Annotated in this window: 24 protein-coding genes and 1 tRNA gene; 17 read left to right on the top strand and 8 right to left on the bottom strand. The window is 56.7% G+C overall.

All coding sequences use genetic code 11. The features are described from left to right. Window positions 1–25 precede the first annotated feature (25 nt). Window positions 26–931: a LysR family transcriptional regulator gene (locus tag FE795_RS02480; protein WP_131071274.1), complete on the bottom strand. Its 906-nt coding sequence runs from the start codon at window positions 929–931 to the stop codon at window positions 26–28. Between the two features lie 410 nt (window positions 932–1341). Here FE795_RS02480 and FE795_RS02475 point away from each other — a divergent pair, with 410 nt between their 5' ends. The 10 genes from FE795_RS02475 (at window position 1342) to FE795_RS02430 (ending at window position 12205) form a co-directional block, all read left to right on the top strand. Further along, window positions 1342–2178, top strand: coding sequence for a bifunctional allantoicase/(S)-ureidoglycine aminohydrolase (locus FE795_RS02475; RefSeq protein ID WP_131071273.1), 837 nt, complete (start codon window positions 1342–1344; stop codon window positions 2176–2178). Between the two features lie 172 nt (window positions 2179–2350). Beyond that, window positions 2351–2824, top strand: coding sequence for a nucleoside deaminase (locus FE795_RS02470; RefSeq protein ID WP_003803938.1), 474 nt, complete (start codon window positions 2351–2353; stop codon window positions 2822–2824). 259 nt (window positions 2825–3083) lie between these two features. Continuing rightward, window positions 3084–4253, top strand: a complete 1170-nt coding sequence (locus tag FE795_RS02465) for a YncE family protein (RefSeq protein WP_131071272.1) — start codon at window positions 3084–3086, stop codon at window positions 4251–4253. Between the two features lie 370 nt (window positions 4254–4623). Further along, the gene (locus tag FE795_RS02460; protein WP_003803941.1) at window positions 4624–6036 is read left to right on the top strand and encodes a GNAT family N-acetyltransferase; all 1413 of its coding nucleotides are present in this window, start codon (window positions 4624–4626) and stop codon (window positions 6034–6036) included. A 13-nt stretch (window positions 6037–6049) separates the two neighbouring features. Next, window positions 6050–6229: a hypothetical protein gene (locus tag FE795_RS02455; RefSeq protein WP_131071271.1), complete on the top strand. Its 180-nt coding sequence runs from the start codon at window positions 6050–6052 to the stop codon at window positions 6227–6229. Window positions 6230–6409: 180 nt separating this feature from the next. Further along, window positions 6410–7195 (top strand): aldolase, encoded by a 786-nt coding sequence (locus tag FE795_RS02450; RefSeq protein WP_131071270.1) that lies wholly within the window; start codon window positions 6410–6412, stop codon window positions 7193–7195. Window positions 7196–7234: 39 nt separating this feature from the next. After that, window positions 7235–8563 carry an MFS transporter gene (locus FE795_RS02445; RefSeq protein ID WP_219235592.1) on the top strand — a complete coding sequence of 443 codons (1329 nt, stop codon included), beginning with the start codon at window positions 7235–7237 and terminating at the stop codon, window positions 8561–8563. Continuing rightward, window positions 8560–9168, top strand: a complete 609-nt coding sequence (locus FE795_RS02440; RefSeq protein WP_131071268.1) for a 2-hydroxychromene-2-carboxylate isomerase — start codon at window positions 8560–8562, stop codon at window positions 9166–9168. Before FE795_RS02445 ends, FE795_RS02440 begins: the two co-directional genes overlap by 4 nt. Before the next feature lie 639 nt (window positions 9169–9807). After that, window positions 9808–10737: a response regulator transcription factor gene (locus FE795_RS02435; RefSeq protein ID WP_230406241.1), complete on the top strand. Its 930-nt coding sequence runs from the start codon at window positions 9808–9810 to the stop codon at window positions 10735–10737. 334 nt (window positions 10738–11071) lie between these two features. Continuing rightward, window positions 11072–12205 (top strand): calcium:proton antiporter, encoded by a 1134-nt coding sequence (locus FE795_RS02430; RefSeq protein WP_131071267.1) that lies wholly within the window; start codon window positions 11072–11074, stop codon window positions 12203–12205. 56 nt (window positions 12206–12261) lie between these two features. Here the strand turns inward: FE795_RS02430 and FE795_RS02425 are convergent, their stop codons facing one another. Continuing rightward, window positions 12262–13299: a DUF72 domain-containing protein gene (locus FE795_RS02425; protein WP_131071266.1), complete on the bottom strand. Its 1038-nt coding sequence runs from the start codon at window positions 13297–13299 to the stop codon at window positions 12262–12264. A 473-nt stretch (window positions 13300–13772) separates the two neighbouring features. Further along, window positions 13773–13846: transfer RNA gene (locus FE795_RS02420), tRNA-Gly, on the bottom strand. Window positions 13847–14048: 202 nt separating this feature from the next. On the opposite strand from FE795_RS02420, the gene trmB reads away from it, so the two are divergent. From trmB to lysM, 4 genes are all read left to right on the top strand, one after another. Beyond that, the gene (gene trmB / locus FE795_RS02415; RefSeq protein WP_003803950.1) at window positions 14049–14816 is read left to right on the top strand and encodes a tRNA (guanosine(46)-N7)-methyltransferase TrmB; all 768 of its coding nucleotides are present in this window, start codon (window positions 14049–14051) and stop codon (window positions 14814–14816) included. Beyond that, window positions 14813–15760 carry a prolyl aminopeptidase gene (gene pip / locus FE795_RS02410; protein ID WP_131071265.1) on the top strand — a complete coding sequence of 316 codons (948 nt, stop codon included), beginning with the start codon at window positions 14813–14815 and terminating at the stop codon, window positions 15758–15760. The genes trmB and pip overlap by 4 nt, the downstream gene beginning before the upstream one ends. Window positions 15761–15802: 42 nt before the next feature. Then, entirely contained in the window at window positions 15803–16003 is a 201-nt protein-coding gene (gene thiS, locus FE795_RS02405; RefSeq protein WP_003803952.1) for a sulfur carrier protein ThiS, read from the top strand. Between the two features lie 129 nt (window positions 16004–16132). Further along, window positions 16133–16576 (top strand): peptidoglycan-binding protein LysM, encoded by a 444-nt coding sequence (gene lysM / locus FE795_RS02400; protein ID WP_003803953.1) that lies wholly within the window; start codon window positions 16133–16135, stop codon window positions 16574–16576. Window positions 16577–16731: 155 nt separating this feature from the next. Here lysM and ffh read toward each other — a convergent pair whose 3' ends face one another. Further along, window positions 16732–18156, bottom strand: coding sequence for a signal recognition particle protein (ffh, locus tag FE795_RS02395; RefSeq protein ID WP_003803954.1), 1425 nt, complete (start codon window positions 18154–18156; stop codon window positions 16732–16734). A 103-nt stretch (window positions 18157–18259) separates the two neighbouring features. Here ffh and FE795_RS02390 point away from each other — a divergent pair, with 103 nt between their 5' ends. From FE795_RS02390 to ampD, 3 genes are read left to right on the top strand one after another with little or no spacing between them, the layout of a single operon-like run. Then, window positions 18260–19111 (top strand): cytochrome C assembly family protein, encoded by an 852-nt coding sequence (locus FE795_RS02390; protein WP_003803955.1) that lies wholly within the window; start codon window positions 18260–18262, stop codon window positions 19109–19111. After that, window positions 19104–19355 carry a PP0621 family protein gene (locus FE795_RS02385; protein WP_131071264.1) on the top strand — a complete coding sequence of 84 codons (252 nt, stop codon included), beginning with the start codon at window positions 19104–19106 and terminating at the stop codon, window positions 19353–19355. The genes FE795_RS02390 and FE795_RS02385 overlap by 8 nt, the downstream gene beginning before the upstream one ends. 4 nt (window positions 19356–19359) lie before the next feature. Continuing rightward, window positions 19360–19995 carry a 1,6-anhydro-N-acetylmuramyl-L-alanine amidase AmpD gene (ampD, locus tag FE795_RS02380; RefSeq protein ID WP_131071263.1) on the top strand — a complete coding sequence of 212 codons (636 nt, stop codon included), beginning with the start codon at window positions 19360–19362 and terminating at the stop codon, window positions 19993–19995. Here ampD and FE795_RS02375 read toward each other — a convergent pair. From FE795_RS02375 to htpG, 4 genes are all read right to left on the bottom strand, one after another. Then, window positions 19983–21095, bottom strand: coding sequence for an alpha-hydroxy acid oxidase (locus FE795_RS02375; RefSeq protein ID WP_131071262.1), 1113 nt, complete (start codon window positions 21093–21095; stop codon window positions 19983–19985). The genes ampD and FE795_RS02375 overlap by 13 nt on opposite strands. Before the next feature lie 21 nt (window positions 21096–21116). Beyond that, complete coding sequence (locus tag FE795_RS02370; protein WP_003803959.1) at window positions 21117–21797, bottom strand: Fe2+-dependent dioxygenase; 681 nt, start codon at window positions 21795–21797, stop codon at window positions 21117–21119. A gap of 99 nt (window positions 21798–21896) precedes the next feature. Beyond that, the gene (locus FE795_RS02365) at window positions 21897–24092 is read right to left on the bottom strand and encodes a TonB-dependent receptor (RefSeq protein WP_131071261.1); all 2196 of its coding nucleotides are present in this window, start codon (window positions 24090–24092) and stop codon (window positions 21897–21899) included. Window positions 24093–24504: 412 nt separating this feature from the next. Continuing rightward, window positions 24505–26409, bottom strand: a complete 1905-nt coding sequence (gene htpG / locus FE795_RS02360; protein ID WP_003803961.1) for a molecular chaperone HtpG — start codon at window positions 26407–26409, stop codon at window positions 24505–24507. Window positions 26410–26485: the final 76 nt, after the last annotated feature.

Genomic DNA, 26485 nt, shown 5'->3' with positions numbered 1-26485 from the left:
TCACTGGCCCAGGCAGCCCGCCCGGCTATGACGTGCGGCGGGCGCTCTCGGGGGCCAGCATCTCGACCAGCACCCGGGACAAGGCGGTCACCATCTCATTGGCGTGAGGCCGATGCAATATCGCCAGCTCAAAAGCGTCAATGCGCGGTAGTCCCTGAGCCTGTCCCAATTCAATATGATCCTGACGTACCGCACGCCGCGGCAGCAGGCTGATACCCATTCCATCGGCCACAGCCCCCTGAATCCCGCTCAAGCTGGAACTGGTGAAGCTGATGCGCCAGCGCCGCCCCAAGGATTCCACGGCACTGATAATCTCTTCGCGGTAAACACCGCGACGCGGGAAGGTGACCAAAGGAATAGGGTCCAGATGAAAGACAGGATCAGTGGCACTGTCGACCCACGCCGTCTGCTCGGGCAGACAAGCCACCGCCTCGCGGGCATTATGCCGCTGCTTGACCAAGACCAGATCCAGCTCACCCTGATCATAGGCCGCCAGCAAATCACTGCTCAAACCACTGCTGACCTCCAGGCGCACTTGTGGAAACCGGCGATTGAAACCAGCCAACGCCCGCATGGTCTGGCCATTGGTGAAGTCCTCCGGCACACCCAGACGCACGGAGATGGTTACCAAAGAACCCGACAAGGCTTCAGAGAGCTGATGGTTCAAGGCCAGCATCTGACGCGCGTAAGCCAGCAAGGTCTGCCCCGCCTCTGTCGTGCTGACACCACGACTGGCCCGGTCCAGCAAACGCAGTCCTGCCAATTCCTCCAGACGACGCACCTTCTGACTGATCGTGGACTGTGTTGAGTGCAAACGACTGGCTGCCGCTGTAAAACTGCCGCAGTCAACAACCGTCAACAAGGCCAATAGCAGATCCAGGTCATACAAAGGCCGGTTCAGACTGGGACTGCTGGATAGTTGATGATCCATGTGTTCACCCCCTTTTCTCTATTCTCGATGAGCGCCCGGGGCGTGGCAGAACGATTTTTTCAAGCTGCCACACCGGCCGTTAAGACGCATCTTGCGGTGTGGCAAACGGAGTCTGCCTGTGAATTGACCGCGCTGCCGCGTCAGAGCATGGTGGGAGACGAATGCAGATCCTGAGGGCGCCTGTCTGGCCCACTGCGCGCCAGGTTTCAAATCCGAGCCCACGCTTCCAGCTATTCAAAAAACAAATACAAGAGATTTATACATTTAATTTGTAAATATCACCAGCTCTCGTTAATGTGTATTGGTCCCGCGCATTACAACGACATCCCGCCTCTGCCTTTGGGCCGCCGCAGGGATTGCGCCGTGCCGTTCGACAGATTTTTCCTTACTGAATTTCATTGGGAATCAACATGTCCAAAGTCAATTACTACGCCCCGCCAGGCGGGCATCCGCCACAGACACAGCTGCTGACGGATCGCGCCATGTTCACCGAAGCCTATGCCGTGCTGCCCAAAGGCGTGCTGCAGGACATCGTGACCAGCTACCTGCCCGGTTGGGAAAACACCCGTCTGTGGGTACTGGCACGGCCTTTGTCCGGCTTTGCCGAGACCTTCTCGCAATACATCATGGAAGTCGGCCCGCAAGGTGGCAGCGACCACCCTGAGGATGACCCCGAGGCCGAAGGCGTGATTTTTGTCGTCAAGGGCCAGCTCGAACTGGTTCTGGAAGGCACCAAACACATCATGGAAGAAGGCGGCTATGCCTTTATTCCTCCGTCTACCAACTGGTCCTTGCACAACCGCAGCAACGAACTGGCCAACTTCCACTGGATCCGCAAGCGTTACCAGCGTGTCGAAGGTCTGGATGCGCCCGAGGCTTTCGTGACCAACGAGAAAGACGTTGAACCCCGCGTCATGCCTGACACCGATGGTCGTTGGAGCACCACCCGATTTGCCGATATGTCCGACATGCGCCACGATATGCATGTGAATATCGTGAACTTTGAACCCGGTGGCGTGATTCCCTTTGCAGAAACGCACGTCATGGAACATGGCCTGTACGTTCTGGAAGGCAAGGCGGTTTACCGCCTGAACCAGGATTGGGTTGAAGTGGAAGCCGGCGACTTTATGTGGCTGCGCGCCTTTTGCCCACAGGCCTGCTATGCCGGCGGCCCTGGCCGTTTCCGCTACCTGTTGTACAAAGACGTTAACCGTCATGCCAACCTGACCATTGGCGGCAAACGCTAATATGGCCTGAACCCGAACAGCCGCTGCCTGCCAGCGGCTGTTTTGCGTTGCAGACAGGCCCAATCTGAACTGCCCGCCTTTAACCTCTTTAAGGTAGAGTCGGCACACCGAACACGACACAGCCCCGCGTGTCAGGACTTATTCCAAGCTTTGCTCTCTCAGGGAGAAAAACATGAACGATAAACACTATCTGCTGCGGTCCATCCAGATTGCGAAAGAGAACGTTGACCGTGGCGGTCAGCCCTTTGGTGCGGTGTTGGTACGTAACGACCAAGTGCTGGCCGAAGGGGTGAATGAAACCTATATCGCCCATGATCCTACCGCGCATGCGGAAATCCAGGCCCTGCGCAATGCCAGCCAAACCTTCAAAAGCAGCCAGCACACCGGCAGTACCATGTATGCCAGCGGCATCCCCTGCCCCATGTGCATGGCTGCCATGATCGCGGCAGGCGTAGAGCGCGTGGTGTACTGCGCCGATGATAAGGAAGGGGCTCCTTTTGGCTGGTCCACCCAAGCCTTCTATCAAAAAATGCGCCAGGACTTCGGACAACAGGGTGTGAAAGTGGAACATTTGCCCTTGGCTGAAAAACGCCAAGTCTACGAAGACTGGCAAGCCCGTTTTGGTCAAGGCCCCGCCCAGGATTAGCCCAGCACCTTCAAGACCCTGCGTTCGCGCAGGGTCTTGCGTATTGGCATGGACAGAATGACAAGAAAAGCTTATAAATCGAATTGTTTATAGTAACGATTCTCATTTATTAATTTATTACCGAATCAGAACAGGCGACTGTACAGGTCCGCAATGTGGTTATGGCCGTAAGCACTGTGGCTCTGACGCATTGGGGCTGACGGCAGCCTCACGCCCGTTCTGCAGTCAGTTTGTTGTTGTTCACGTCCAAAGGAAATCCATGATTGTGTGCCGCCCCGTCTCCTTGAAAATGATTGTTGCCTCTGTCATGGGGGCCTTGCTGCTGAGCGCCTGCCAAAGCACACCGCAATCTCAACAGTCGGGCCTGAACGCGTCTCGTGCCAGCACAGCCCCGCAGGCGCAGGTGAGCTTTCGCCAGGACTCAATCGAAGGGGCTTACGAAGTGCTGGCCGCCAAGGACAGCAATCAATTGTTCGTGGCTGCCACCCCTTTGTTTGAGGATCGCACCGCCGGCTTTGTGCATGTTCTGGACCAGGACACCTTGCAACCAACACAGTTGATCCAACTGCCACGACGGGCATTTGCCTTGGGGCTGAACCAGAAAACACACACCCTGTACGTGGGCAATACCTTGGATGGCTCCTTACTGGCCCTCAATAGCCTGAACGGTACGGTCAAACAATTGATTCAGCTGGGCCAGAAAGAGGACAAGGGAGGCTGGGAACATACCCGCAAGGTCATCATTGATGAACAAGACAACCGCATCTTTGTGACCAACCCCGCTGAAGGGGGGCGTGTGTGGATTGTGGACGGCACCCAAGGCCGTATTTTGCACAATATCGACAATGTGGGACTGTGGCCTGCGGGTGCCGCGTATGACGCCAACACCAAGCGCCTGTTCGTGGGTCAGGGCGGCAAGGAAGAGATTGCGGTCATCAACCCCGCCACCGGCACGATCGAGCAGCGCTTTAGCACGGGCGATGCCAAAAGCGACAAGCGTGAGGACTCGCGTCACTTCTTTGTGAATGTGGCCCTGAGTGCGGATGGCAAGCAGTTGTTCGGCGCCGATGCCAATACCGGCAAGATCTACGTCTTTGATACCACCTCAGGGAAAGTGGAAAACTCGGTTGACGTCGGCCCAGGGCTGCTCGATATCGTCTATAACCCGGCTCGCCAGGAGTTGATCGCCACCAACCGCGGCGTGGATCGTGACTCGCCTGCTGGCACCGGCGCCATCAACATTCTGGATGCCCGAACTCTGGCCGTGAAACATCGCCTCAGCGCCCCCATTCACCCCAACAGCGTCACCTTGAGCGCAGACGGCCAGACCGCTTTTGTGACCATCAAGGCTCCGCATGGCGACAAGAGCCCCCATTACCTGAAAGGGGCCAAGGATAGCGTGCTGCGTCTGAACCTGAACCAACTCTAAACCTGCGGTCTGATACCCATCCCAAAGCCTGGTTTGTCCACTGTGCCAAGCCGGCTTTTTTTACCTCACTCTGGGGTCCGCCCACCCGCGTAACCCCTTCTGAGCCTCGCATCCAGCCTGGTTTTGCCCCTGGCTCCTACCCTCTTTCCAGGTCAACCTCGGGGTGCGCCCGACGCATGTCACTCCCCTTGACACAAAGCGGTCTGGAAACCAGACCAAAAGCGGATTGCTGCAACCTGCCACTTGATCAATAGAATCAATTAGTGACCTAGCAAGACGCCTGCCGATTCCCGGCCAAGTCCATGCCTTTTCCGCCTCCAGAGATGCCCCACACAGGCATCTCTGGAGCGTTTTCTATTGCAGATGACCTATGGTTCAGCTAAACGCTTATCATCAGCCTATTGGCCCCGCGCTTGCCCACTGGCAAGCCCGCCCCCAACCTGCACGCTGCGTTCTTCAGGGCACATACTGTCGCCTGGAAGCCGTGGACCCCGACAAGCATGGCGACAGCTTGTATCAGGCCTACAGCCGCGCCCGCGACGGGCGCGACTGGACCTATCTGTCAGTCGGGCCCTTCAGCAACCGGATACAGTTCGATCAGCACCTGCACGCCATCAGCCAGGCCAGCCATGCCGTGCATTACGCCGTCGTAGACCAGACGACCGGACAGGCGTTGGGCACCCTGGCCCTCATGCGGATTGACGCGCAAAACGGCTGTATCGAGGTAGGTTTTGTCGCCTGGTCACCCGCCTTGAAACAAACCCGCCTGGCCACCGAAGCCCACTATCTGTTGATGGCCTACGCCATTGAGAAGTTGGGCTACCGTCGCTACGAATGGAAATGCGACACGCACAACGCCCCCTCACAAGCAGCAGCACGGCGTCTAGGCTTTCGTTACGAGGGGGTGTTCCGTCAGGCCGTTGTCTATAAGGGCCGTTCACGCGACACAGCCTGGTTCTCCATCACCGATAAAGAATGGCCTGCCCTGAAAACAAATTTCCAGACGTGGCTGGCCCCGGAAAACTTTGACGGGCAGGGTCAACAAAAGCACCGTTTGGGTCAGCATGTAACGCCCACCCCCACCGCTGCGGGCGTGCGCCGACTCCAGCAGATGCTCGCATTGCAATCCGAGCTGAATCAATTGATTGACCCGAACTGGCGAGTAGCCAAACAGGACTACTACCGCGCAATCTGGGTGGAATGCGCGGAGCTGGCTGCTTACCTGGACTGGAAGTGGTGGCAACAGTCCGAACGAAATCTGCCGCAACTACAGCTGGAGTTAATCGATATTCTGCATTTCGGACTGTGTGATGTGCTTCACGCTAACGATGCCTTGCGCGAACAAGAGGCCGCTGCCGCGCTGGAACAACTCCAACACGCCCAAGACACAGCCGCCAGTGATTCCACCACGCTCATGCATGCCCTGGAACGCTTTACCTTGCGAGTGCTGCAAACCCGTCACTTTGATTTTGAGGGCTTTGCCTTGCTGGCAGGCCTGTGCGGTCTGACGCTGGATACGCTCTACCATGCCTACGTCGGCAAAAATGCCCTGAACCGATTGCGCCAGCTACGTGGCTATCAACAAGGCCACTACCACAAGCACTGGGGCGGGCAACAAGATAATGAACATCTGGCGCACCTGCAGGCGCGCCTGCCGGTTGAGCAGGACAACTACCCTGAGTTGATTCTGCAAGCCTTGCTAGAGCGCTATGACACGTTTTTTTCAGGAGAGACGCAAGCCCGCAACCGAGCTGCGCTACTACCTCCCCTTTCTTCACGCTGACAAAGGACTGTCCATGTACCTCGACTGCGATTGTTCCATTGATGTCTTTCTGGACTCGCCCAAACCGGACTCCAATCCCGTGGAAAATAATGACACGCGACATCCACCCGATCCCCGGCCACAGCCGCATAAGGTGCAACACCCCTGGTCCCGCTCGCGACGACGCGAGCGCTCCCGATGGCGTCAGGCGTAAGCGCAAAGGAGAAAAGTCGCCGCGCCCGGCTCATGCCGGGCCGGCATATGCGATCCCTCTTCATGCCAAATGGAATAGGAGCTATGAGCCAAGGCACATAGCTCCTTTTGATTTAAATCAAGACAATGACCCCATCGTCGGCGCATAGACCGGCGAAGCATGCTAAAGGAGACAAATCGCATGGATACCCCCCTCAGAGACAAATCCTATTTCGATGAACGTGCCACCAAAGAGATGGCCACGCATCTACCCCAAGTCCAGCGCGACACCCGCGAAACCATGGCGTTTGCCTGTCGCATTCTGGCCATGACCGAACAGGAGGCCGGTCTGGCCGGCCAGATCAGTGTCCGGTCCGAGCGTCCCGGGGCCTACTGGACCCTGCGCTTTGGTCTGGGTTTTGATGAAGCCACACCCGATGACTTCATTGAAGTTGATCGCGACCTGAACACCCTGAGCGGCCAGGGCATGGCCAACCCCGCCACCCGCTTTCACCTGTGGGTGTACGAAGCCCGCCCCGACGTCAACTCCATCATTCACACGCACTCACCCTGGGCGACCGTGCTGGCGACCGCCCGCCAGCCTTTGGTGATTTCGCAAATGGACATGACGCCGTTGCACAATGACTGTGCGTTTCTGGGCGAATGGCCCGGTGTACCCATTGCCGACCAGGAGGGCGTTATCATTTCCGAAGCGCTGGGCGACAAGCGCGCCATCATCCTGGCTCACCACGGTTACCTGACTGCGGGAAAAAGCTGCCAGGAGGCGACCTACCTGTCGGTCTACCTGGAGCGTGCGGCACGCCTGCAGGTGCGTGCGCAAGCGGCGTTTGGCCCGCTGACTCCCGTCGATGACACTCTGGCGGCCGAGGCCCACGACTACCTGCTCAAGCCCTCCATTGTGAACGCGACCTTCGATTACTGGTCCCGTCAGACCCAAGGCATTGCGCCCTTAACAACGACTCGCTGACGCCCACACTCAACACCCCGCTTCCACCAGGAGGTCGCTATGACGATGCCTCACACCGGACAGGCGCGTTCGTCGCGCCAGTACGTCACTGCTGGCTTGGCCAGCATGATGGGAACCACCATAGAGTGGTATGACTTTTTCCTCTACGGCACTGCTGCCGCACTGATCTTCAACAAGATCTTTTTTCCCGCCTTCGACCCGATTACGGGCACTCTGGCGGCCTTTGCCACCTATTCCGTAGGCTTTTTTGCCCGTCCCCTGGGCGGTTTTGTGTTCGGCCATTTCGGGGACAAGCTGGGCCGAAAATCCATGCTGTTAATTACGCTGTTTCTGATGGGTATTCCTACCATCCTGATCGGACTGATTCCCTCCTACGACAGTATTGGCTATTGGGCGGCCGTCCTGCTGGTCCTGATGCGTTTTTTGCAAGGGGTTGCCGTGGGAGGTGAATGGGGTGGCGCTGTCCTGATGGCGGTGGAACACGCCCCGGATGGTAAAAAAGGTTTTTTTGGCAGTCTGCCCCAGACCGGGGTCGCGCCGGGCCTTATTTTGTCCTCTTTGGCGATGGGAGCCGTTGCCAGCCTGCCCGAAGAAGACATGTTGACCTGGGGCTGGCGCCTGCCCTTTCTGGCCAGTGTCGCGCTGCTGTTGGTAGGCTGGTGGATTCGAGCCAAAGTGGCCGAATCTCCAGACTTTGAGCAGATGAGCAAAAAGGGCAAGCAGGTCGCTATTCCCGCCCTGGAAGTGCTGCGTCACTACCCCCGTGAAGTTCTGCTGGTGGTCGGCGGCCGCCTGGCTGAAGTCACCTGGTTTTACACGGTGGTGACCTTCGCCCTGGCTTATGCCACCACCACCCTCGGGGTAGAGCGTAGTGTGATGCTCAATGCCACGGTATGGGGCGCCTTTGCCGCCCTGTTCACCATGCCCCTGTTTGGCGTACTGGGCGACCGTCTCGGCTTTAAATGGGTCTTTATGGCGGGTACGCTTTGCATGCTGGCATTCTCCTCGCCTTTCTTCTCCATGCTGGGCAGCCTGGACACCGGCACCATCACCTTGGCGCTGGTCATTGCCATTGGTCTGGTCTATGCAGCACTCTATGGCCCGCAGGGCGGTCTGTTTTCCACGCAGTTCCCCCCCGAGGTACGCTACAGCGGGATCTCAATCGCTGTCCAGGTCTCTGGCGCCATCGGTGGCGGTCTGGCCCCTTTGGTGGCGACTTCCTTACTGGCCTATGGAGACGGACAACCTGACTACATCGTCTGGTATCTGAGTGCGCTGGGCTTGATCGCTTTTGCCAGCAGTTGGTTCATGCACGGACCGGCCCACTTCTCCCTGCCCAATCTTTCCCGTCCCAAGGTGCGCACATGAGCACGGCCGGCATTCACTACTACTTCTGGATGAACTCGGATTGGGCTTACCTGGGAGCCGACCGTCTGGAGGCGATCGCCCGCAAACAGGGTGTCCCCATCCATTACAAGCCCGTCGATTTGCCGCAGGTGTATGCCCGTACAGGGGGTGTGCTGCTCGGACAACGCTCCCCCGAACGCCAGGCCTATCGGATCACTGAACTGCAGCGCTGGTGCCGCAAGCTGGGCACCCCCATCAACCCCACGCCCCGCTTCATGTGCCCGGATGCCACGCTGGCCTCGACCGTGGTCATCGCCATCAATCAGGCCGGCTTGCCCGTCCTAGAGCTGTACAAGGCCATACTGCGGGCGCAATGGTGTGAAGAGCGCAATATTGCCGATCCAGCAGTACTGGCTCGAATCATGCAGTCACAGCACCTGGACGCTGACTACTGGTTTGAACAGGCGCCGCACATGCAACAACGCTATCAGGCTTATACCGACGAAGCGATTGCAGCCGGTGTATTCGGCTCACCCTCCTATGTGTATCAGGGCGAGCTATTTTGGGGGCAAGACAGGCTGGACATGCTGGACGAGGCCATCCACATGCATCCTGCCCCGGCTTAAGTCGACGTTCCGACTAGTGTTCAACGGGTTTTACAGCAAGGGCAGAACAAGGCTACCAAGCTTGTTCTGCCCTTAGCGATAGTCGCGTCAGAGACTGGCTGCGCCCCGTCTCCATCCTGCTCAATGTCATTCAAGAGCGGGGACCCCAAAACGGTCTAAAAACCATCCCAACACCGAAGCCCGGCGCTTGAGAAAGCTCAACACTCAGCCCCCCCAGGGTTCACGTCGATGCTCGTTCACTGACTGACTGAGCGCCGCGGATGAGTCCTCACAAAAAAACGGGGAGGCTCGGGTGAAACACCTGCGAACGGCTACACGCGCAGACCTGAAAAGCAACGGCAGACCTGCCAAAGCCCCCTCATTCGTTCGGTCTTAAAAGCCGTAGAATCACGCTTGTTCCTGCCAGGAAAATTCACCCATACGTCAACGTAGCATTGCTGAGAATCGACTTCTGGGTTCGGCCTAAAGCCCGGGATTCCGGCTTTCAGCACGCCGCCTGCCAAAAATAAAATGCAATGAGCAATTTTGAAAATTTACTTTTTCCGTTGATACAAAATGTTATGTCTGCCGTACGAATCATATCGATAGATTTTATCTATTCATAGAGTCTGTATTCTGAAGGAATTGGCTACTTGAGCAATGCCAGTAAAGGTAGCCGTCTTCGACAGAAGAAGGGCGCGGGGCTTTATATTGAACAAATACGCCACTATAAAGTGTCAGCCGGATCAAAAAACCAGGATTTTGCTGATCTCCAATAACACTCGACAGCACGAACACCTTCTGCAATCTCTGCTGGCTGGAGCGTTTCGGGTTTCTGTTGCCGCTGATGGAGTGCAAGGCTACACCAAGGCCCAGCTAACGCTACCCGAACTTATCCTGATGGATAAACAAGTAGGCGGGATTGATGCCTTATCGCTGACACACATGCTGCAAGGGCTAAAAGCAACCGCTCACATTCCCATCATCATTCTGGATTCACGCAGCGAAAGCAGCAGTGAAGAATGCGTCAATTTCCTGAAGGCAGGAGCCGTTGATTACATTGGCAATCCCTATGCCGTTGACGAAGTCAAAGAGCGCATCAACGTTCCTTTACGTAATCCCAAACAGGCGCTCTCCCACCTCTCTGCCGGCAAGCCTCTGACCCAACGGCCCAGCACCACTGCTGAAACCAGCATGCTGATCTACGCCATTCAAAAAACAATCGATGCCAATCTGGGCTCACCGCCCAGCCAGAAAGAACTGTGCGATATGTTCAAGATCTCAAGACGAAAAATCATGAATATATTTCAGCGCAATTTCGGCTTGAGCGTCAGCAACTATATCCGACTGCAGCGTATGTATCGGGCTGAGTATCTGCTACGAACGACCGCCTTGAAAATTGATGTCATCGCAACCGACTTGGGGTTTTCCAGCCCGGCCAATTTCTCGACCGCATTCAAAACCTATGCAGGTGTGGCGCCTGGCAAATTCAGACAGGCCATTGAAAAAAACAAACTCCCCACAGAAAAAACACCAGCTCTTCGATCCCTGGGTTCTCCCTCTTTTTCATCAGAATGGTGCCCACCTTAAATAGGAGGGAATAAAGCGGCACGCAGGTGCGCAAAAGAAGATTCCCGTCCGCGAAAGCACCACTTGGGAAGCCCCCGACTTGCCGTATGGGCACAGGATGATAAAATCGTGGGCTTGAATAGCTCAATTCAAAACAGATCCGGGACGACCTGGATCTGCCTTTTCAATACAGGGACGGCCCTACTCCTTCAAAAGGAGCATCCACGATGGTCCACCCTGCCTCACCCTCACATGCCCTGGCGCATGTTCCTGCTTCCCATTCCTGCCTGTTTTTTGAGCACGACGCATCGCGTCGCCTGGCCATCTTCAGCGTTGCGCGCGGGAAACAACAACCATGAAACACACCGGCTCCTCCCCTCTGCTTGCACCTGTCACCTGGTTACGCCTGTTCGGCTCCTGGTCCATTGTGGGTCTGTTCACGGTTTTTGGCAGTCAATGGCTGGGTGACTCCCTGAACGGCACTACGGCAACCCTCGCCTTTCTGGTTCTGTTCATCACCATTCTGGCCGCCTCCTTTGGCGTCGTTCGTGAGGCAGACCATCTGGCCCATCAACTGGGCGAACCTTACGGCACCCTGATCCTGACTTTATCCATTGTGCTGATCGAGGTCATTCTGATTGCCTCGGTGCTGCTGGGGCCGGGCGACTTTCCCACCATAGGCAGAGATTCGATCTATGCGGTGATGATGATTATTCTGAATCTGATCACTGGGCTGTGCCTGATTGCCGGCGCGGCGCGCAATGGCGATCAGGCGTTCAACCGTCAAGGTACCCGCACCTACCTGTCTATGATCGTCTTGCTGACCAGTATGGCGCTGATACTGCCCAACTACACCCGCACTGCGGGCGAGTTCAGCACGACACAGGCCATCGGCATTTCGATACTGACGGGCCTGATCTATGCCCTGTTCCTGTCTCTGCAAATGGGTAGCCGTCGTCATGACTATATGCAACCCCATGACACTGTGCCAGGCGCCAAGAACGCAACGCCCCCACCGCGTGATCCCCAGGCTACCCGCGCCATGCTGATAAGCAGCCTGGTGCTGATCGCCCTGATTTTGCCGATTGTCTTGCTGGCGCATGATTTGGCCATCGTGACCGATTACGGGATTGCCGCCTCCGGCGCGCCCGTCGCCGTCGGGGGGGTGCTGATTGCCATTATCGTGTTCACCCCCGAGTCCATTACCGCCATCAAGGCTGCCATGAACAATGAAATGCAACGCGCCATCAATCTTTGTCTGGGGGCCTTTGTCTCTACCGTTGGGCTGACCGTACCCGTGGTCCTGCTTATCGGCTTGATAAGCGGTAAACAGGTCGTTATGGGTATCAGCAATACCGACATGGTGCTGTTTCTGCTTACCGTCATGCTGAGCATGCTGAGCTTTGGCGGCCCACGTACCTCTCCCATTCACGGCTATATGCACCTGATGGTTTTTGCCGTGTTCGGACTGCTGCTGTTTTATCCCTGATTAGGCACCAAAAGGCCCCCTCTTGACGCAGACAAACGGGCCCGCCCGCCTCGCCTTTACTTTTTCTGCGCCGTAATAAGCTGCGCCAGCCGCTGAATGGACAGCGGTGCGCAGCCTTCTGCATCATTGCTGATCGTCACATAAGCAGCTTGGCCCGCCCCCGTGATGCCGCCAATCGTGCGTGCCAGCACGGTACGCGTAGGCAAGTCCTCGCTGACAATGGCATTAAAAGGGGTGTGTTTTTTCTGAGCATCGGCATAACCGTAGGCCCCAAACTCCCGATTCAGATTCCAGCGACACACCAAAGGACCGGGCCATAAGGCGCGCAATATCGGCAACTGCTCCTCGATGGGCGGCATCTTGCCATGCAGGCCCAGACAAAACGTTGCTCCATTGGCCTTGAGCGTATCGACCAGATTTTGACTCAGCAGCTCGGGGTCTCGCACTTCTACGGCAAGCACCACTGAGGAGCCTTGAGGCAAAGCCTCGCGTGCCGCCGCCAGCATGTGCCCCAATTTATGGAACAAGTCGGCGGGCCGATGCAACCAAGCCCAGGACAGTGGGCTTAACTGGAAGACCAGTACCCCCAGGCTGGCCCCCAAGCCCTCCACGGCAGGCTGCACAAACTGCTCCACCGCCAGACGCGGGTTCAAAAAGTCGGGATTGGACTTGCGCACCTTGCCCTGCTCATCGCGCACTTGCGCGTCCGTAATCAGGGATGGACACTTCACCACGAAGCGAAAATCCTTATCGACCTGCGCGGCGTAGGCGCCATACTGCGTGACCGTCAAAGGACGCCAGAAAGTCCGATCAATGCACACCGTGCGCATTAAGGGGTGTTGGTGGTAGGCCTCCAGGCCGTGCTTGGACAAGGTACTTGGCTCGTACTCGCCATCCCAGACCAAACCTTGCCAACCGGGGTAAGACCAGGTGGAGACACCGAAACGCAGGGTTTCAGGCAGCTGAGCTGCCAGCTCGCTTAGCTCCAGGGCGGAAGCAGCAAGGCTGACTTTGGTGATTTTGCGTCGCGAGAGGGCGGCGGGCTTTGAGGCGGGTGGCTGAGGAATGGCATCGCCGAAAAGATCTTCTTGCATGCCAAATATAGTGCCATGGGAAGGAGCTGGTCGCCAATGAGCAACGTGATCAGCATCGTTTGATGAGGAATCAGCTGCGCAGCTTGCTTAAGCTCCGCCCATGCTGTGCGCGCCTCAATGCGGGCTTTTAGAACAACACGACTGTCCAGTGCATGCTTGGGCAGCCAAGTAGGTAGCTGGATATAAGGCTGGCTCGGATTCCACACAGCATCAAGCATCATGATGCCAAATCTCGATTTCGTCGACAGGTTGCCACCTTATGTCGTCACCAGTGACACGTCGATAAAAGGTGTACTTATTTTCAATACATAACGACGTGCATCCAGTTTCGCTGAAAGAATCAGCGGCTACCACAGCCTAAGAAGTAGAAATGCAGTCGTTTTGCAGCCCAACACACCCGAATCCCGAGAGCGGCAAAGCCTGGCTTGGGAAAACGTTGCAGAAAAACGGGGGAGTTGGAAACAAAGCAGAACTGGAGCGGGTGATGGGAATCGAACCCACGACGGATGCTTGGGAAGCATCAGTTTTACCATTAAACTACACCCGCCCTGTTGGAGAGGTCTGCGTCAAACGCAGCCGGTCCCGCGAAAGGGGAAGCGAAAATTATAGCGCGATCTGGTGGCTGTGCGTCACACCCGCCCTATCTTTTTCACCCACCACCACATGAATTTGGCGGCAAGACTCACTACAATAGAGCTTTCCCGCTTTTAGCTGATACGCGAGCCGTTTCCGATGCCCGCGCCCCAACCATGACCTCCAGCAACGAAAAACAATCCCTGTTGTCGCCCACTGTCGCCAACAGCAATTCCGGCGAGACCCATATCCGTAGCTTTGTTCATCGGCGCGCGCACATCACGCCCAGCCAGGAGCAAGCCTTGGCGCGCCTCTTGCCGCTGTGGTCGATCAGCTACCGCGACAACATCCTGAAACCGGAAACGGTGTTCGGCAACGACAGGCCCGTGATTCTGGAAATTGGTTTCGGCATGGGTGAAACCACCCAGAAAATTGCCCAGGCCCGACCCGATGACAATTTCCTGGGTGTGGAAGTGTTTAACGCCGGTGTCGGCGCTTTGCTCAAGCGTATTGATGACAATCAGATCAGCAATATCCGCATCATTCAGCATGACGCAGTGGAAGTGGTGCGCGACATGATCGCGCCTGCTTCGCTGGCTGGCATTCACATCTACTTCCCCGATCCCTGGCCCAAAAAACGCCACCACAAGCGCCGACTGGTCCAGTCGCCCTTTATTCAGTTGCTCAGCAGCCGCCTCAAGCCCGGTGGCTATATTCACTGCGCAACCGATTGGGAAAATTATGCGGAGCAGATGCTGGAAGTGCTGTCGGCTGAACCCATGCTGACCAACACGCACGAGGGCTACGCACCTCGTCCCGACTTTCGGCCGCTAACCAAATTTGAGAATCGCGGACTGCGTCTGGGCCATGGCGTATGGGATCTGATCTTCACGCGCAATGACACCCCTACCCCTGAACTGAACTGGCCCAAGAAAGAACAATGAGCGCAACCCTGTTCCCGCCGATCGAGCCTTACGCACAAGGCACCTTGCATACCGATGATGGCCACCATATCTACTGGGAATGCTGCGGCAACCCGGCCGGAAAGCCAGCCATCTTCCTGCATGGTGGACCAGGATCAGGATGCTCTACCGATCATCGACGCCTGTTCGACCCGCAAAAATACAATGTGCTGTTGTTCGATCAGCGCGGTTGCGGGCGCTCATACCCTCATGCCAGCCTGGAGAACAACACCACCTGGCATCTGGTTGAGGATATGGAGCGCTTGCGCAGGGAAAAGCTCAAAGCGGACAAGATGCTGGTCTTTGGCGGTTCCTGGGGTTCGACTCTGGCGCTGGCCTATGCCCAGACTCACCCCGCGCACGTCAGCGAACTGATCGTGCGGGGCATCTTCATGGCGCGCCCGCAAGAGCTGCACTGGTTTTATCAGGACGGTGCCTCGCGCCTGTTCCCCGATATGTGGGAACAGTACCTGGCCCCCATTCCCGAGAACGAGCGCCATGATTTGATCACGGCCTACCACAAGCGTCTGACAGGTGACGACCCTGCTGTACAGCTGCGGGCCGCGCATGCCTGGTCACAGTGGGAAAGCAACACCATTACACTGTTGCCCAGCCAGAATCACCTGGACGCCAAATCCAGTGATAAGGCGGCCTTGGCTTTTGCTCGTATTGAAAACCACTATTTCATGAATCAGGGCTTTCTGGAGCCGGATCAACTGCTCAAAAATGCCCACCGCCTGCACGGCATTCCCGGGGTAATCGTCCAGGGGCGCTATGATGTGTGCACTCCGGCGCATACAGCCTGGCAACTGCATCGCGCCTGGCCCCAGGCAGAATTCCATATGGTGGCCGACGCGGGTCACGCTTATGACGAACCGGGTATTTTGGCCCGTTTGTTGGCTGCCACCCGGAAATTTGCCATCTGAATCACGCGTCCGACCCTTGTCGGGCCCTATCCAGAGACAAGAATGAACATTACCTTGAATGGCCAGAGCAAGACTTTGGCAAACTCCGATACGATTGGCTCCCTGATCCGCGAGCTAGGCTACGAGAACAAGCGCATTGCTGTAGAGCTTAACGGCGATATCGTGCCCAAAAGCCAGCATGCCAATACCCCTATCAAGGACGGCGACACGATTGAAATCGTGGTTGCGGTCGGAGGCGGCTGACGCCCCTTCCTAAAATGCACAATTGCTGACATTCCGGTACCGCTTCACCGTTAGAAATGCGGTCATAATGGGTGGATTGGCCTGCCAGCGAGCAGGCTGCCATAGAACCCTAACTTCAGGAGCAAAGCGATGGGCGTATTCAGTTTTCTTAAAGATGTCGGCGAAAAACTCTTTGGCGCCAATGAGGCCAAAGCAGCCACCGCAGACGAACTGCAGAAAGAACTGGCCAAACACCAGCTGTCCGCTGACGGTCTGAATCTGACGGTAGAAGGCGATAAGGTCACGGTCAGCGGTCAGGTTGCCTCCACCGAACAGGCGGAAAAAATCGTACTGGCACTGGGTAATACCTTGGGTGTGGCACAAGTCGATAACCAGTTGACGGTGGCACAGCCGTCCATCGAGGCCACCATGTACACCGTCCAAAAAGGCGATACCTTGTGGAAAATTGCCGAAGTCCATTACGGCACAACCCATGGGGCCAAGTACACGGTCATTTTTGAGGCCAACAAACCCATGCTCAGCCATCCTGACAAGATCTATCCCGGTCAGGTACTGCGTATTCCTGCCCTGTAAAACGGGCTTGTACCGGTCTTTGTCCATCGGTGACAGGCCTGGATTTTCGCTCAAGCCACAACAAAACGCCCGATGCAGTGCATCGGGCGTTTTTTTATTGACTCAAGCCTCCAGGAGAAGCGGATCACGCCACTCCCGCCGACTTTAACGGCTGCCTAGCGAAAACCCTTGAAACCTTTACCGGCCAGACCTTTCAAGGCTCCCATGCCGCCCAGGCCCCGCATCATTTTGGCCATGCCGCCCTTTTTCATCTGTTTCATCATGCCCTGCATCTGCTCGAACTGATTAAGCAGACGGTTGACCTCTTGCACCGACACGCCCGAACCAGCCGCAATGCGACGCTTGCGCGACGCCTTCAGCAACTCAGGCTTGGCACGCTCGGCAGGAGTCATGGAATTCAAGATGCCTTCAGTACGACGCAATTGCTGCTCAGCCTGACCGCCTTGCAGCTGGGACGCCGCCTGAGAAAACTGGGCAGGCAGTTTTTCCAGCAAAGAGCCCATATCGCCCAGCTTTTTGACTTGCTGTAACTGATCGCGAAAGTCGTTCAGGTCGAACTTGTCGCCGGCCTTGATCTTGTCGGTAATCTTTTGCGCGTCGGCAATGTCGATGTTGCGCTGAGCCTGCTCGACCAGAGAGACAATATCGCCCATCCCCAACACCCGCTGAGCCATGCGCTCGGGGTGGAAAGGCTCCAGACCGTCCAGTTTTTCCGATACACCCACGAACTTCAACGGTTTGCCGGTGACATGGCGTACCGACAAGGCTGCACCACCTCGGGCATCACCGTCGAGCTTGGTCAAGACCACACCGGTCAGGGGCAGAGCGTCGGCGAAAGCCTTGGCAACATTGACCGCGTCCTGGCCCTGCATCGCATCGACCACAAACAAGGTTTCGATCGGGTTCAGCAAATCGTACAGCGCGCGTATCTCGCGCATCATCTCTTCATCAATGCCCAGACGACCGGCCGTGTCGACAATCAACACATCGAAGTGATGACGTTTGGCATGATCCAAGGCATGACGGGCAATGTCTGCAGGCTTTTGGCTGGGATCGGAAGGCAGAAACTCCACACCGACCTGCGCGGCAACGGTTTTCAACTGCTCGATAGCGGCAGGACGGTAGACGTCGGCACTGACCACCAGCACTTTTTTCTTGCCTGTCTTGCGGCCATGCTGGATATGGCCGCCTTCGCTAAGCCATTTGGCCAGCTTACCAGTGGTCGTGGTCTTACCGGCCCCTTGCAAACCCGCCATCAGAATCACAGCAGGAGGCTGGGCAGCCAAGGACAGCTCGCTGGCGTTGTCGCCCAGGTCTGCCCCCATCAAGTTGGTCAGCTCCTGGTGAACAACCCCTACCAGCGCCTGCCCCGGATTGAGGCTGTCGGCAACTTCAACACCAAGTGCCTTTTCCTTGACCCGTGCCACAAAATCGCGCACGACCGGCAAGGCCACGTCCGCCTCCAGCAGCGCCAGACGCACTTCCCTCAACATATCCTGAGTATTGGATTCGGTCAGACGAGCCTGGCCGCGCATGGTTTTCACCACACGTGACATACGCTGGGTCAGATTTTCAAACATAGGACTGGGTTCGCTTAAACTAGGTTATCGTGTGGTCTACGAATAAGAATAAAATGGCCACTTGAGGTACGCCCCGTACCGTTTTTCAGGAAAACCGGGACTTATGTCTGCAAGTATTGTATTTCACTTGCTCGCCGCACTGGCGTACATCGTGCTGTCGATCTCGCTCTGGCGTCCATTGACTCGCGGCAGCACCCGAACCGTACTGAACGCCCCCAGCCGGGTAGCCTTGCTATGCGCCATCATTGTGCATGGAGCGGGCCTGTTGCTGACGATTGTGCAGCCCCAGGGGCTGCATCTGAGCTGGGCATTGGCCCTATCGGCGGCAATCTGGCTGGGTATGGTGGTGTTCTGGTTCCAAAGCCTGTATCTGCGTCTGGACAGCCTGCTGCTCATTCTACTGCCTGCAGCCACAATCGTCAGCCTGCTGGCCATGGCTTTTCCCCAGGGCCATATCGTCAACCATGTGGGCAATGAATGGTTGCGCATCCACCTGATGATCGCCCTGGTCGCTTATGGTCTCAGCACAGTGGCTGCCTTGCATGCCGTCCTGATGACCGCGCTGGACCGTCAACTGCACCGCCCTGTGGCTCATCAGGAGCAACGCGGCCTGTTCAGCCGGGTGCTGGACACCATGCCGCCCCTGCTGGTCCAGGAAGAGCTGCTGTTTCGTCTGATCCGCGTCTCTTTCCTTATTCTGACCCTCACGATTTTGAGCGGAGCCGCTGTCTCCATGGCCATAGATGGTAAATTTCTGCCAGCGGACCATAAAACTGTCTTTACCTTGCTGTCCTGGGTTACATTTGGTGGCTTATTATGGGGTCGAAAACAGTATGGATGGCGCGGTCGGGTAGCCTTGCGCTGGACCTTGGCCGGCTTTGCCTTCCTGCTGCTCGCCTATACAGGCAGCCACTTTGTACTGGACGTCATCTTGCAACGAGGGAAAATTGGGTAAAGTCTTATTCTGGGTTGTGGTCATTCTGGGGGCCATGATCATTGCCCGCATCGTGTCACAAAACAAGGCCCGCAAGCGCACTCCACCCAACCCGACCACGCGCCCCCCACGCAAGAAAGGCGGTGCCGAAGAGATGGTTCGTTGTGCGCACTGTGGCATTTACCTGCCGCGCTCTGAAGCCCTGATGAGCAATCATCACACCTGGTGCAGCCTGGAACACGCCAAGCGCGGCCCGCGCAATTGAAGCTATGGCTCGCATGCACCACGCCTACGACCTGGATCGCCAGGGCTGGCTCAAACCTCATGCCAATGTCCTGCGGGCCCTGTCTCCCAATCAGGATGAGCGCCCCGAGGGCGACACCCCGACCTTGCTGGTGCTGCACAACATCAGCCTGCCCCCCGGGGAGTTTGGCGGACCCTATATTCGGGATTTCTTCCAGAACCAGCTGGATATCAGTGCTCATCCCTGGTTCGAGAATATCCGGGACCTGAAAGTATCAGCGCACTTTCTGATTCAGCGCACGGGCCATATCATCCAGTTTGTGCCCACTACCCGCCGTGCCTGGCATGCGGGTGTGTCACGCTTTGAAGACCGTGAGCGCTGCAATGACTTCTCTATTGGCATCGAGCTGGAAGGCAGCGATTTCGAGCCTTTTACAGAAGCGCAGTACCGGGAACTGTCCCGTCTGAGCCGCGCCCTGCGTATGCGTCATAACTTGACCGCAGTACGTGGACACGAGCATATCGCCCCGGGGCGCAAGACCGATCCGGGGCCATGCTTTGATTGGGAAAGGGTGAAGCGGGAACATGGCTGGCCCAAAGAAAGCTTGCCGGAGCAAGAGCTGGAACCCAAGCCGCAACCAGTGCCCGCTCAGGATCGATAAAGCAGTTCAGGGCCAATATCAGCCAAGGTGTTGCAACCCGTCAGAGCCATTGCCACTTCCAGTTCCGCCCGCAAAATATGCAGGACGTGCGCCACGCCGGCCGCTCCTGCGGCGGCTAGACCATAAATATAAGGACGGCCAATCATCACGGCTGTTGCACCCAGCGCCAATGCCTTGAGCACATCGGTTCCGCGTCGAATACCGCCATCCATCAAGACCGGCACCCTGCCCTGCACGACCTGACAAACCTGTGCCAAGACGTCCACAGAGGCGGGAGCACCATCCAACGTTCGCCCTCCGTGATTGGACACCACAATTCCGGCGACCCCCCTATCCAGGGCTCGCTGAGCGTCTCGGGGTCGCATCACACCCTTCACCCATACTGGTAAAGGACTGTTCTGCACCAACCAGGCCAGATCCTCCCAGGTCGGCGCCGTATCCAACAAACCACTAGCAAACAAAGGACTGGTTCCTGCTGCACCCAAAACCACCTGTTGCTTGGGCGCCCCCCGCAGATTCACGGCGTCCACCCCCTCAGGCAGGCTAAAGCCGGCACGTTGCTCCTGATTACGCACACCATTAACCGCAGCATCTACCGTCAACATCAGCGCGGCATAACCGGCCGCTTCGAGCCGCCTCAATAAATCCACAGTAAAGGCGCGATCCGTTTGCCAGTACCACTGGGCCCACAAAGGGGCGTGCGCCCGTGCGGCGATCTCTTCAAAGGAATGACTGGCCTGCATGCTGATTACGCTAGTCGCCCCCATCGCACCCGCGCCCAACACACTGGCCAATTCACCGTCAGGGTGAGCCAGGCGCTGATAAGCCACGGGAGCCAGAAGAATCGGGTAATCCATGGACTGCCCGTGCAGCGTCAAGCGGGTCGAGGGCTGATCAAATTCGCTGAGAGCAGCAGGCCATAGGCCCCAACGCCCGAAGCTGGCCAGATTGTCTTGCAAAGTAAGCTCATCGGCTGCCCCCGTGCTGAAGTAAGCCCAGTCCTGCGTACGCATACGCTGACGGGCATAGGATTCATAATCCCTCAGGCAGCTAATCTGGGCCGGGATGTGAGTGAGTGGGGGCAGTCGTTCGTGGGACATGGTCAATCAAGCTCCAGGCGATCAGACATCGCTCCATTCACGCAACAAATTGTGGTAAATCCCCGTCAGGCGTGACAGCTCCTGGGCATCCGCATTCTGCCTGGCCAGTTGCTGAATGCTCTGATCCAGCTCCCACAGCAATTTGCGTTGATGCGCGTGGCGCACCATGCTTTGCGTCCAGAAAAAGGAGGCATAGCGCGTTCCTTTCGTTACCGGCTCTACGCGATGCAAGCTGGTACCGGGATACACCACCATATGTCCTGCAGGCAGCTTGATGGATTGAGTGCCGTACACATCCTCGATGATCAGCTCGCCCCCCTCGTACTCGTCGGGATCACTGAAAAACAAGGTTGTGGACACATCGGTACGCAGGCGCTGGGGCGTGCCAGGAACGGTAAAAATCGCGTTATCAATGTGGTTGCCATATTCCCCGCCACCCTCGTAACGATTAAAGCGTGGCGGCAGCATGCGCAGTGGCAAGGCAGCGGCAATAAAGCCGCTGTGCTGCCCCAGTACGTGCATCAGAAACTCGCCCATCTGACGGGCAAGAGGCGCATCCAGAGGCAACTGCAAATTGCGCTTGCTGTGCTGGGCCAGATAGCCTGCCGTCGTGCGTCCGTCCTCCCACTGCGCCTGCTCCAGGGCCTGGCGACAATCGCGCAATTGCTCGGCATCGAGAACGTCGGGAATAGTAATCAGCATGAGAGACCTGCGAGAACAAAGACACACATCGGAACGCGGAAAAAGCAGATGAGCCGCCCCCGCGGGCGGCCCATCTGCCATCAGCCTACCCGAGGCAATTTACTCGAAACGGTAAGACGCATTGAACATGTAAGAGCGGCCGGGGCCCACGTTGGCAAAAATCCCCACGTGGGAAGCATCATACATGCGTACATTGCTGATGTTGTTGACGTTGAACTGGAAGGACACGTTCTTGTTCAGCTCGTAGCGCGCCATCGCATCGTAACGCCAGTACGACGGCAGCTTCAGCTGATTGGCATCATCCACAAACCGCTTGCCCACAAAGGTGGCGCCTGCACCCAAGGTCAGCTCGGGCATCACTTTGTAAGTCGTCCAGATATTGAAGCTTTGTTTGGCGATGAATTTCATCTGATTGCCGTCAAAGACGTTGCTGCCATTGCGGTACTTCTTGATCTTGGGGTCCAGGTAGGTATAGCCTGCCCACAGATTCCAGTTCGGCGTGATCGCGCCAGCCGCACCCAGCTCCAGGCCCCGCACACGATTGCTGCCGCTTAACGACACATCACCGGTCAGCGGGTCGGTAGAACGGGCATCTTTCTTGTCGGTCTGGAATACGGCAGCGGTCAGCGACAATTTTTCGTCGGCCACATCCCACTTGGTACCCAGCTCCCAGCTGTAACTGCGCTCGGGCTTCAGATCACGGATGGCCGCGCCGCCTGCCGGGCCATCTGCTCCCCCAGCCTGCCCCAGATTTTCGCCTGTCGGGTTGGAGGACGTACCGTAACTCAAGTAGATGGAACCGTTCTGAGCGGGCTTATAGACTACGCCCAGCTGATAGTTCCACATATCGTCGGTGCGGGAGTCCTTGGTATTGTCGGCCTCAAAGCGATCAAAGCGCAGGCCGCCATTCACCATCCATTGCTCGTTCAATGTCAAAGTGTCAAAGAGATACGCGGAACGGGTATTGATGTCGCCTGTCTTGGTCTTGGGACCGTACTGCAAGGAATAGTTGTACTGACGATTGGGGTCGGGGTTGTAGAACGAGTCCGTGTCACGGCCTGGCCCGCCCGTCATGGCTTTGTTGTGAATTTCCTCTTTGCTGATCTCCACACCCGCCACAATATCGTGCTTGATCGAACCGGTATTGAAGCTGCCATACACATCAGTCTGGTTCAGCAAGGACTCAGCCACCCGGTAATTCGTCCGGTCATCGCGACGAAACTGCAGACCAGGTCCCTCCGACGCGCAAGCACCACCCGCCCCTGCCACGCAATTGTCAAAGGACGGACGGGTCATCAGGTAATGGTTCAGCGTCTTGCTGTAACGGGTAACGTTACGCACCGTGAAACGATCATTGAGATCATGCTCAATATTGGCTGAGGCGGTATCGGCAATGTATTTGCGGAAATCTACATTGTGACGACCGTAGAAATTGTCACGATCCGCTTCCAAAGGCGTGACACGGCCCGGGTTGGCGGCATTCTTGAAGGGGAAGCCCAGATCGGGCATATCCTTGTTTTCAAGCCGGGAGTAGGACAACGTAACACGCGTGGGCGTGCCCAAGCCAAAGGCAATCGAAGGAGCGATTCCCCACCGGTCGATTTTTACCCCATCGCGACCCGGGACATCGCCGCCCATACGCATCAGGTTCAAGCGAATTGCCCCCGTATCCGAAAACACATAGTTGCCGTCGGCAGTCAGACGATACTGGTCCGACGTGCCGTAACCCGCTTCCACCTGGAAAAAGTCCTTGAGCTTGGGCGACTTGGTCACCAGGTTCAAGCTGCCGCCCGTGCCGCCACGGCCGGTATAGGCCGAGCTGGGGCCTTTCAGAACCTCAACCGATTCCAGATTGAAGGTCTCATGCGAGCCACGAGAGTAATCGCGCACACCATCGATAAAAATATCGGTACTGGCTTCATAACCACGGATAAAAGGACGGTCCCCCACGGGCGTGCCGCCTTCACCCGATCCCAGCGTAATGCCAGGGGTCGTGCGCAGCACGTCTTGCAGCGAGGTCGCGCCACGGTCCCGGATCACCTCCTCTGGAATCACGGTGATGGAACGCGGTGTGTTCAACAAGCTCTCAGAGAATTTGACCGACTGCGCTTTGTGGGCCTGAAAGCCATCTATGCCATTGGCGTCTGCCGAACCCTGCACTTTAATCGACTGCAACTCGGTCACACCCGGATCAGCGGTTTGCGCCATCGCAGGCGCGGTCAGGGCAGCAAACAAGGCAGCAGACAAAACCGTCTCGGCAAAGCGGCGAGGCGGTACGGAAGAAACAAACAACATACCAGCTCCAAATGGTAGGTATCACTTTTTCAAGACAGGACTAAGGGAGCCAGGCCAATCGCTTGCGTCGGCGGCTTCTCACTGCTTGATAAGTTCTTTTAATAAAGGAAACGTAATATTAATCATTCTTATTACTAAGTCCATCCAAAACAGGCCTTTTCCTTAAATTCTGCTGAAAAAAAGCAGGATCAGTACCAGAGTGTGGCGTACCCGCATCGTACTGAGATCAATTCTCATTAAGATAGACAAAAAGTGAAAAATCGCTTAATACCTATCGCTTCCTGATGAGGATTCTGGGCTTTTGCGCCGCGTTAGCCGACTGACAAACACAAAAAAGCCCTGATCCTCGTACAGAGGATCAGGGCTTTTCCAAGAAGTCCCGGACTGCGCTTTACGCACAGTCCATACAAGGTTAGAGATTCAACAACAAACGATTCACCCGTTTTACGAAACTGGCGGGATCTTGCAATGCGGCACCTTCAGCCAGCATGGCTTGTTCCAGCAGCAGTTGCGCCCACTCCCCAAAGGCTTCATCGTCAGCGGCTTGCACCTTGGCAATCAAAGCATGCTCTGGATTGATTTCCAGAATCGGCTTGACCTCCGGCGCTTCCTGCCCCGCCGCCTGCAACATGCGCAGCAGGTGCGGACTCAGTTCGTTGGCGTCCACCACCACGCAGGCCGGGGAGTCGACCAGACGGGCCGTAATACGCACCTCTTTGACCTTGTCGCCCAACGTGGTTTTCAGACGCTCCACCAAAGGCTTGAAGGTCTCGGCGACTTCAGCCTGATGTTTCTTTTCCTCTTCGTCAGCCAGCGAGTCCAGGTCCAGCCCCCCTTTGGCCACGGAAACCAGTTGCTTGCCTTCAAATTCGCGCAGATAAGACAACATCCACTCGTCCACGCGATCAGACATCAGCAGCACCTCGATCCCTTTCTTGCGGAACACTTCCAGATGCGGGCTGTTGGAGGCGGCGGCGAAGGTATCTGCCGTCACATAGTAAATCTTGTCCTGGCCTTCCTTCATGCGACCGATATAGTCGTTCAAGGACACCGTCTGGGCCGAGCCCTCCTGATGCGTGGACGCAAAGCGCAGCAAGGCCGCAATCCGGGCCTGGTTGCCCATATCTTCGCCCGTGCCCTCTTTGAGCACCTGACCGAACTGATTCCAGAACTCAGCATATTGCTCGGGCTGGTTCTCCGCCAGATCTTCCAGCAAGGACAGGATGCGCTTGGCGCTGCCTTCGCGGATGGCGCGTACGTCGCGGCTTTCCTGCAAAATTTCGCGCGAGACGTTCAAGGGCAGATCCGCCGAGTCGATCACGCCACGCACAAACCGCAGATAGGCCGGCAACAACTGCTCAGCGTCGTCCATGATGAACACGCGTTTGACGTACAGCTTCACGCCGCGGCGAGCGTCACGATCCCACAGATCAAAAGGAGCCTGCTTGGGCACATACAACAGTTGGGTGTATTCGCTGCGACCTTCCACCCGGTTGTGTGTCCAGGCCAAGGGGTTCTCGTAATCGTGAGCGATGTGTTTGTAGAATTCCTGGTACTGCTCGTCGCTAATTTCCGACTTGGAGCGCGTCCACAAGGCACTGGCCTGGTTCACGCTTTCCCATTCATCTTGTTTGACCTGCTGCTGCTTGTCTTCGTCCCAGTCCTCTTTGCGCATTTGTACCGGCAAAGAAATGTGATCCGAGTAGCGGCGCAGCACATTGCGCAAACGCCAGCCATCCAGGAACTCATCCTCGCCTTCGCGCAGATGCAAGGTGATGCTGGTGCCGCGCTCGGCTTTCTCGGCAGACGCGATGGTAAATTCGCCCTCGCCGGTGGACTCCCACAAGACGGCTTCCTGGTCCTCGCCGGCACGACGTGTCAGTACCGACACTTTATCGGCGACGATAAACGAGGAATAAAAGCCCACCCCGAACTGACCAATCAGTTGGGTGTCTTTTTGCTTGTCGCCTGTCAGCTGAGAGAAGAACTCCTTGGTGCCGGACCGGGCGATCGTGCCCAGGTTGGCAATGGCTTCATCACGCGACATGCCAATGCCATTGTCGGAAATAGTGATCGTGCGTGCTTCCTTGTCAAAGTCCACACGAATGCGCAGTTCCGGGTCGCCCTCAAGCAAGGCAGGATTGTCGATGGCCTCAAAGCGCAGTTTGTCACAGGCATCCGACGCATTGGATACCAGCTCACGCAGGAAAATCTCCTTGTTGCTGTACAAGGAGTGAATCATCAAATGCAGTAATTGTTTGACTTCAGCCTGAAAACCCAAGGTTTCGGACGTATTCGCAGTGTCAGTCTGGCTCATGGTGAAAAAGCAAAAAATGGGTTGATGGCCACGCGCAGGTGCGCGCCCTATTGCAGACAGATAGGGTCGGCCCCGC

The organism is Alcaligenes ammonioxydans (genome assembly GCF_019343455.1).
Taxonomy (GTDB): domain Bacteria; phylum Pseudomonadota; class Gammaproteobacteria; order Burkholderiales; family Burkholderiaceae_B; genus Alcaligenes; species Alcaligenes ammonioxydans.
The sequence above is the reverse complement of the archived record's forward strand: the minus strand, read 5'-3'. Positions and strand labels throughout refer to the sequence as shown.

Bases quoted from the DNA above. Each gene is read 5' to 3' on its own strand.
- FE795_RS02480 (WP_131071274.1), bottom strand. From the start codon at position 931: ATGGATCATCAACTATCCAGCAGTCCCAGTCTGAACCGGCCTTTGTAT.
- FE795_RS02475 (WP_131071273.1), top strand. From the start codon at position 1,342: ATGTCCAAAGTCAATTACTACGCCCCGCCAGGCGGGCATCCGCCACAG.
- FE795_RS02470 (WP_003803938.1), top strand. From the start codon at position 2,351: ATGAACGATAAACACTATCTGCTGCGGTCCATCCAGATTGCGAAAGAG.
- FE795_RS02465 (WP_131071272.1), top strand. From the start codon at position 3,084: ATGATTGTGTGCCGCCCCGTCTCCTTGAAAATGATTGTTGCCTCTGTC.
- FE795_RS02460 (WP_003803941.1), top strand. From the start codon at position 4,624: ATGGTTCAGCTAAACGCTTATCATCAGCCTATTGGCCCCGCGCTTGCC.
- FE795_RS02455 (WP_131071271.1), top strand. From the start codon at position 6,050: ATGTACCTCGACTGCGATTGTTCCATTGATGTCTTTCTGGACTCGCCC.
- FE795_RS02450 (WP_131071270.1), top strand. From the start codon at position 6,410: ATGGATACCCCCCTCAGAGACAAATCCTATTTCGATGAACGTGCCACC.
- FE795_RS02445 (WP_219235592.1), top strand. From the start codon at position 7,235: ATGACGATGCCTCACACCGGACAGGCGCGTTCGTCGCGCCAGTACGTC.
- FE795_RS02440 (WP_131071268.1), top strand. From the start codon at position 8,560: ATGAGCACGGCCGGCATTCACTACTACTTCTGGATGAACTCGGATTGG.
- FE795_RS02435 (WP_230406241.1), top strand. From the start codon at position 9,808: ATGCCAGTAAAGGTAGCCGTCTTCGACAGAAGAAGGGCGCGGGGCTTT.
- FE795_RS02430 (WP_131071267.1), top strand. From the start codon at position 11,072: ATGAAACACACCGGCTCCTCCCCTCTGCTTGCACCTGTCACCTGGTTA.
- FE795_RS02425 (WP_131071266.1), bottom strand. From the start codon at position 13,299: ATGCAAGAAGATCTTTTCGGCGATGCCATTCCTCAGCCACCCGCCTCA.
- trmB (WP_003803950.1), top strand. From the start codon at position 14,049: ATGACCTCCAGCAACGAAAAACAATCCCTGTTGTCGCCCACTGTCGCC.
- pip (WP_131071265.1), top strand. From the start codon at position 14,813: ATGAGCGCAACCCTGTTCCCGCCGATCGAGCCTTACGCACAAGGCACC.
- thiS (WP_003803952.1), top strand. From the start codon at position 15,803: ATGAACATTACCTTGAATGGCCAGAGCAAGACTTTGGCAAACTCCGAT.
- lysM (WP_003803953.1), top strand. From the start codon at position 16,133: ATGGGCGTATTCAGTTTTCTTAAAGATGTCGGCGAAAAACTCTTTGGC.
- ffh (WP_003803954.1), bottom strand. From the start codon at position 18,156: ATGTTTGAAAATCTGACCCAGCGTATGTCACGTGTGGTGAAAACCATG.
- FE795_RS02390 (WP_003803955.1), top strand. From the start codon at position 18,260: ATGTCTGCAAGTATTGTATTTCACTTGCTCGCCGCACTGGCGTACATC.
- ampD (WP_131071263.1), top strand. From the start codon at position 19,360: ATGGCTCGCATGCACCACGCCTACGACCTGGATCGCCAGGGCTGGCTC.
- FE795_RS02375 (WP_131071262.1), bottom strand. From the start codon at position 21,095: ATGTCCCACGAACGACTGCCCCCACTCACTCACATCCCGGCCCAGATT.
- FE795_RS02370 (WP_003803959.1), bottom strand. From the start codon at position 21,797: ATGCTGATTACTATTCCCGACGTTCTCGATGCCGAGCAATTGCGCGAT.
- FE795_RS02365 (WP_131071261.1), bottom strand. From the start codon at position 24,092: ATGTTGTTTGTTTCTTCCGTACCGCCTCGCCGCTTTGCCGAGACGGTT.
- htpG (WP_003803961.1), bottom strand. From the start codon at position 26,409: ATGAGCCAGACTGACACTGCGAATACGTCCGAAACCTTGGGTTTTCAG.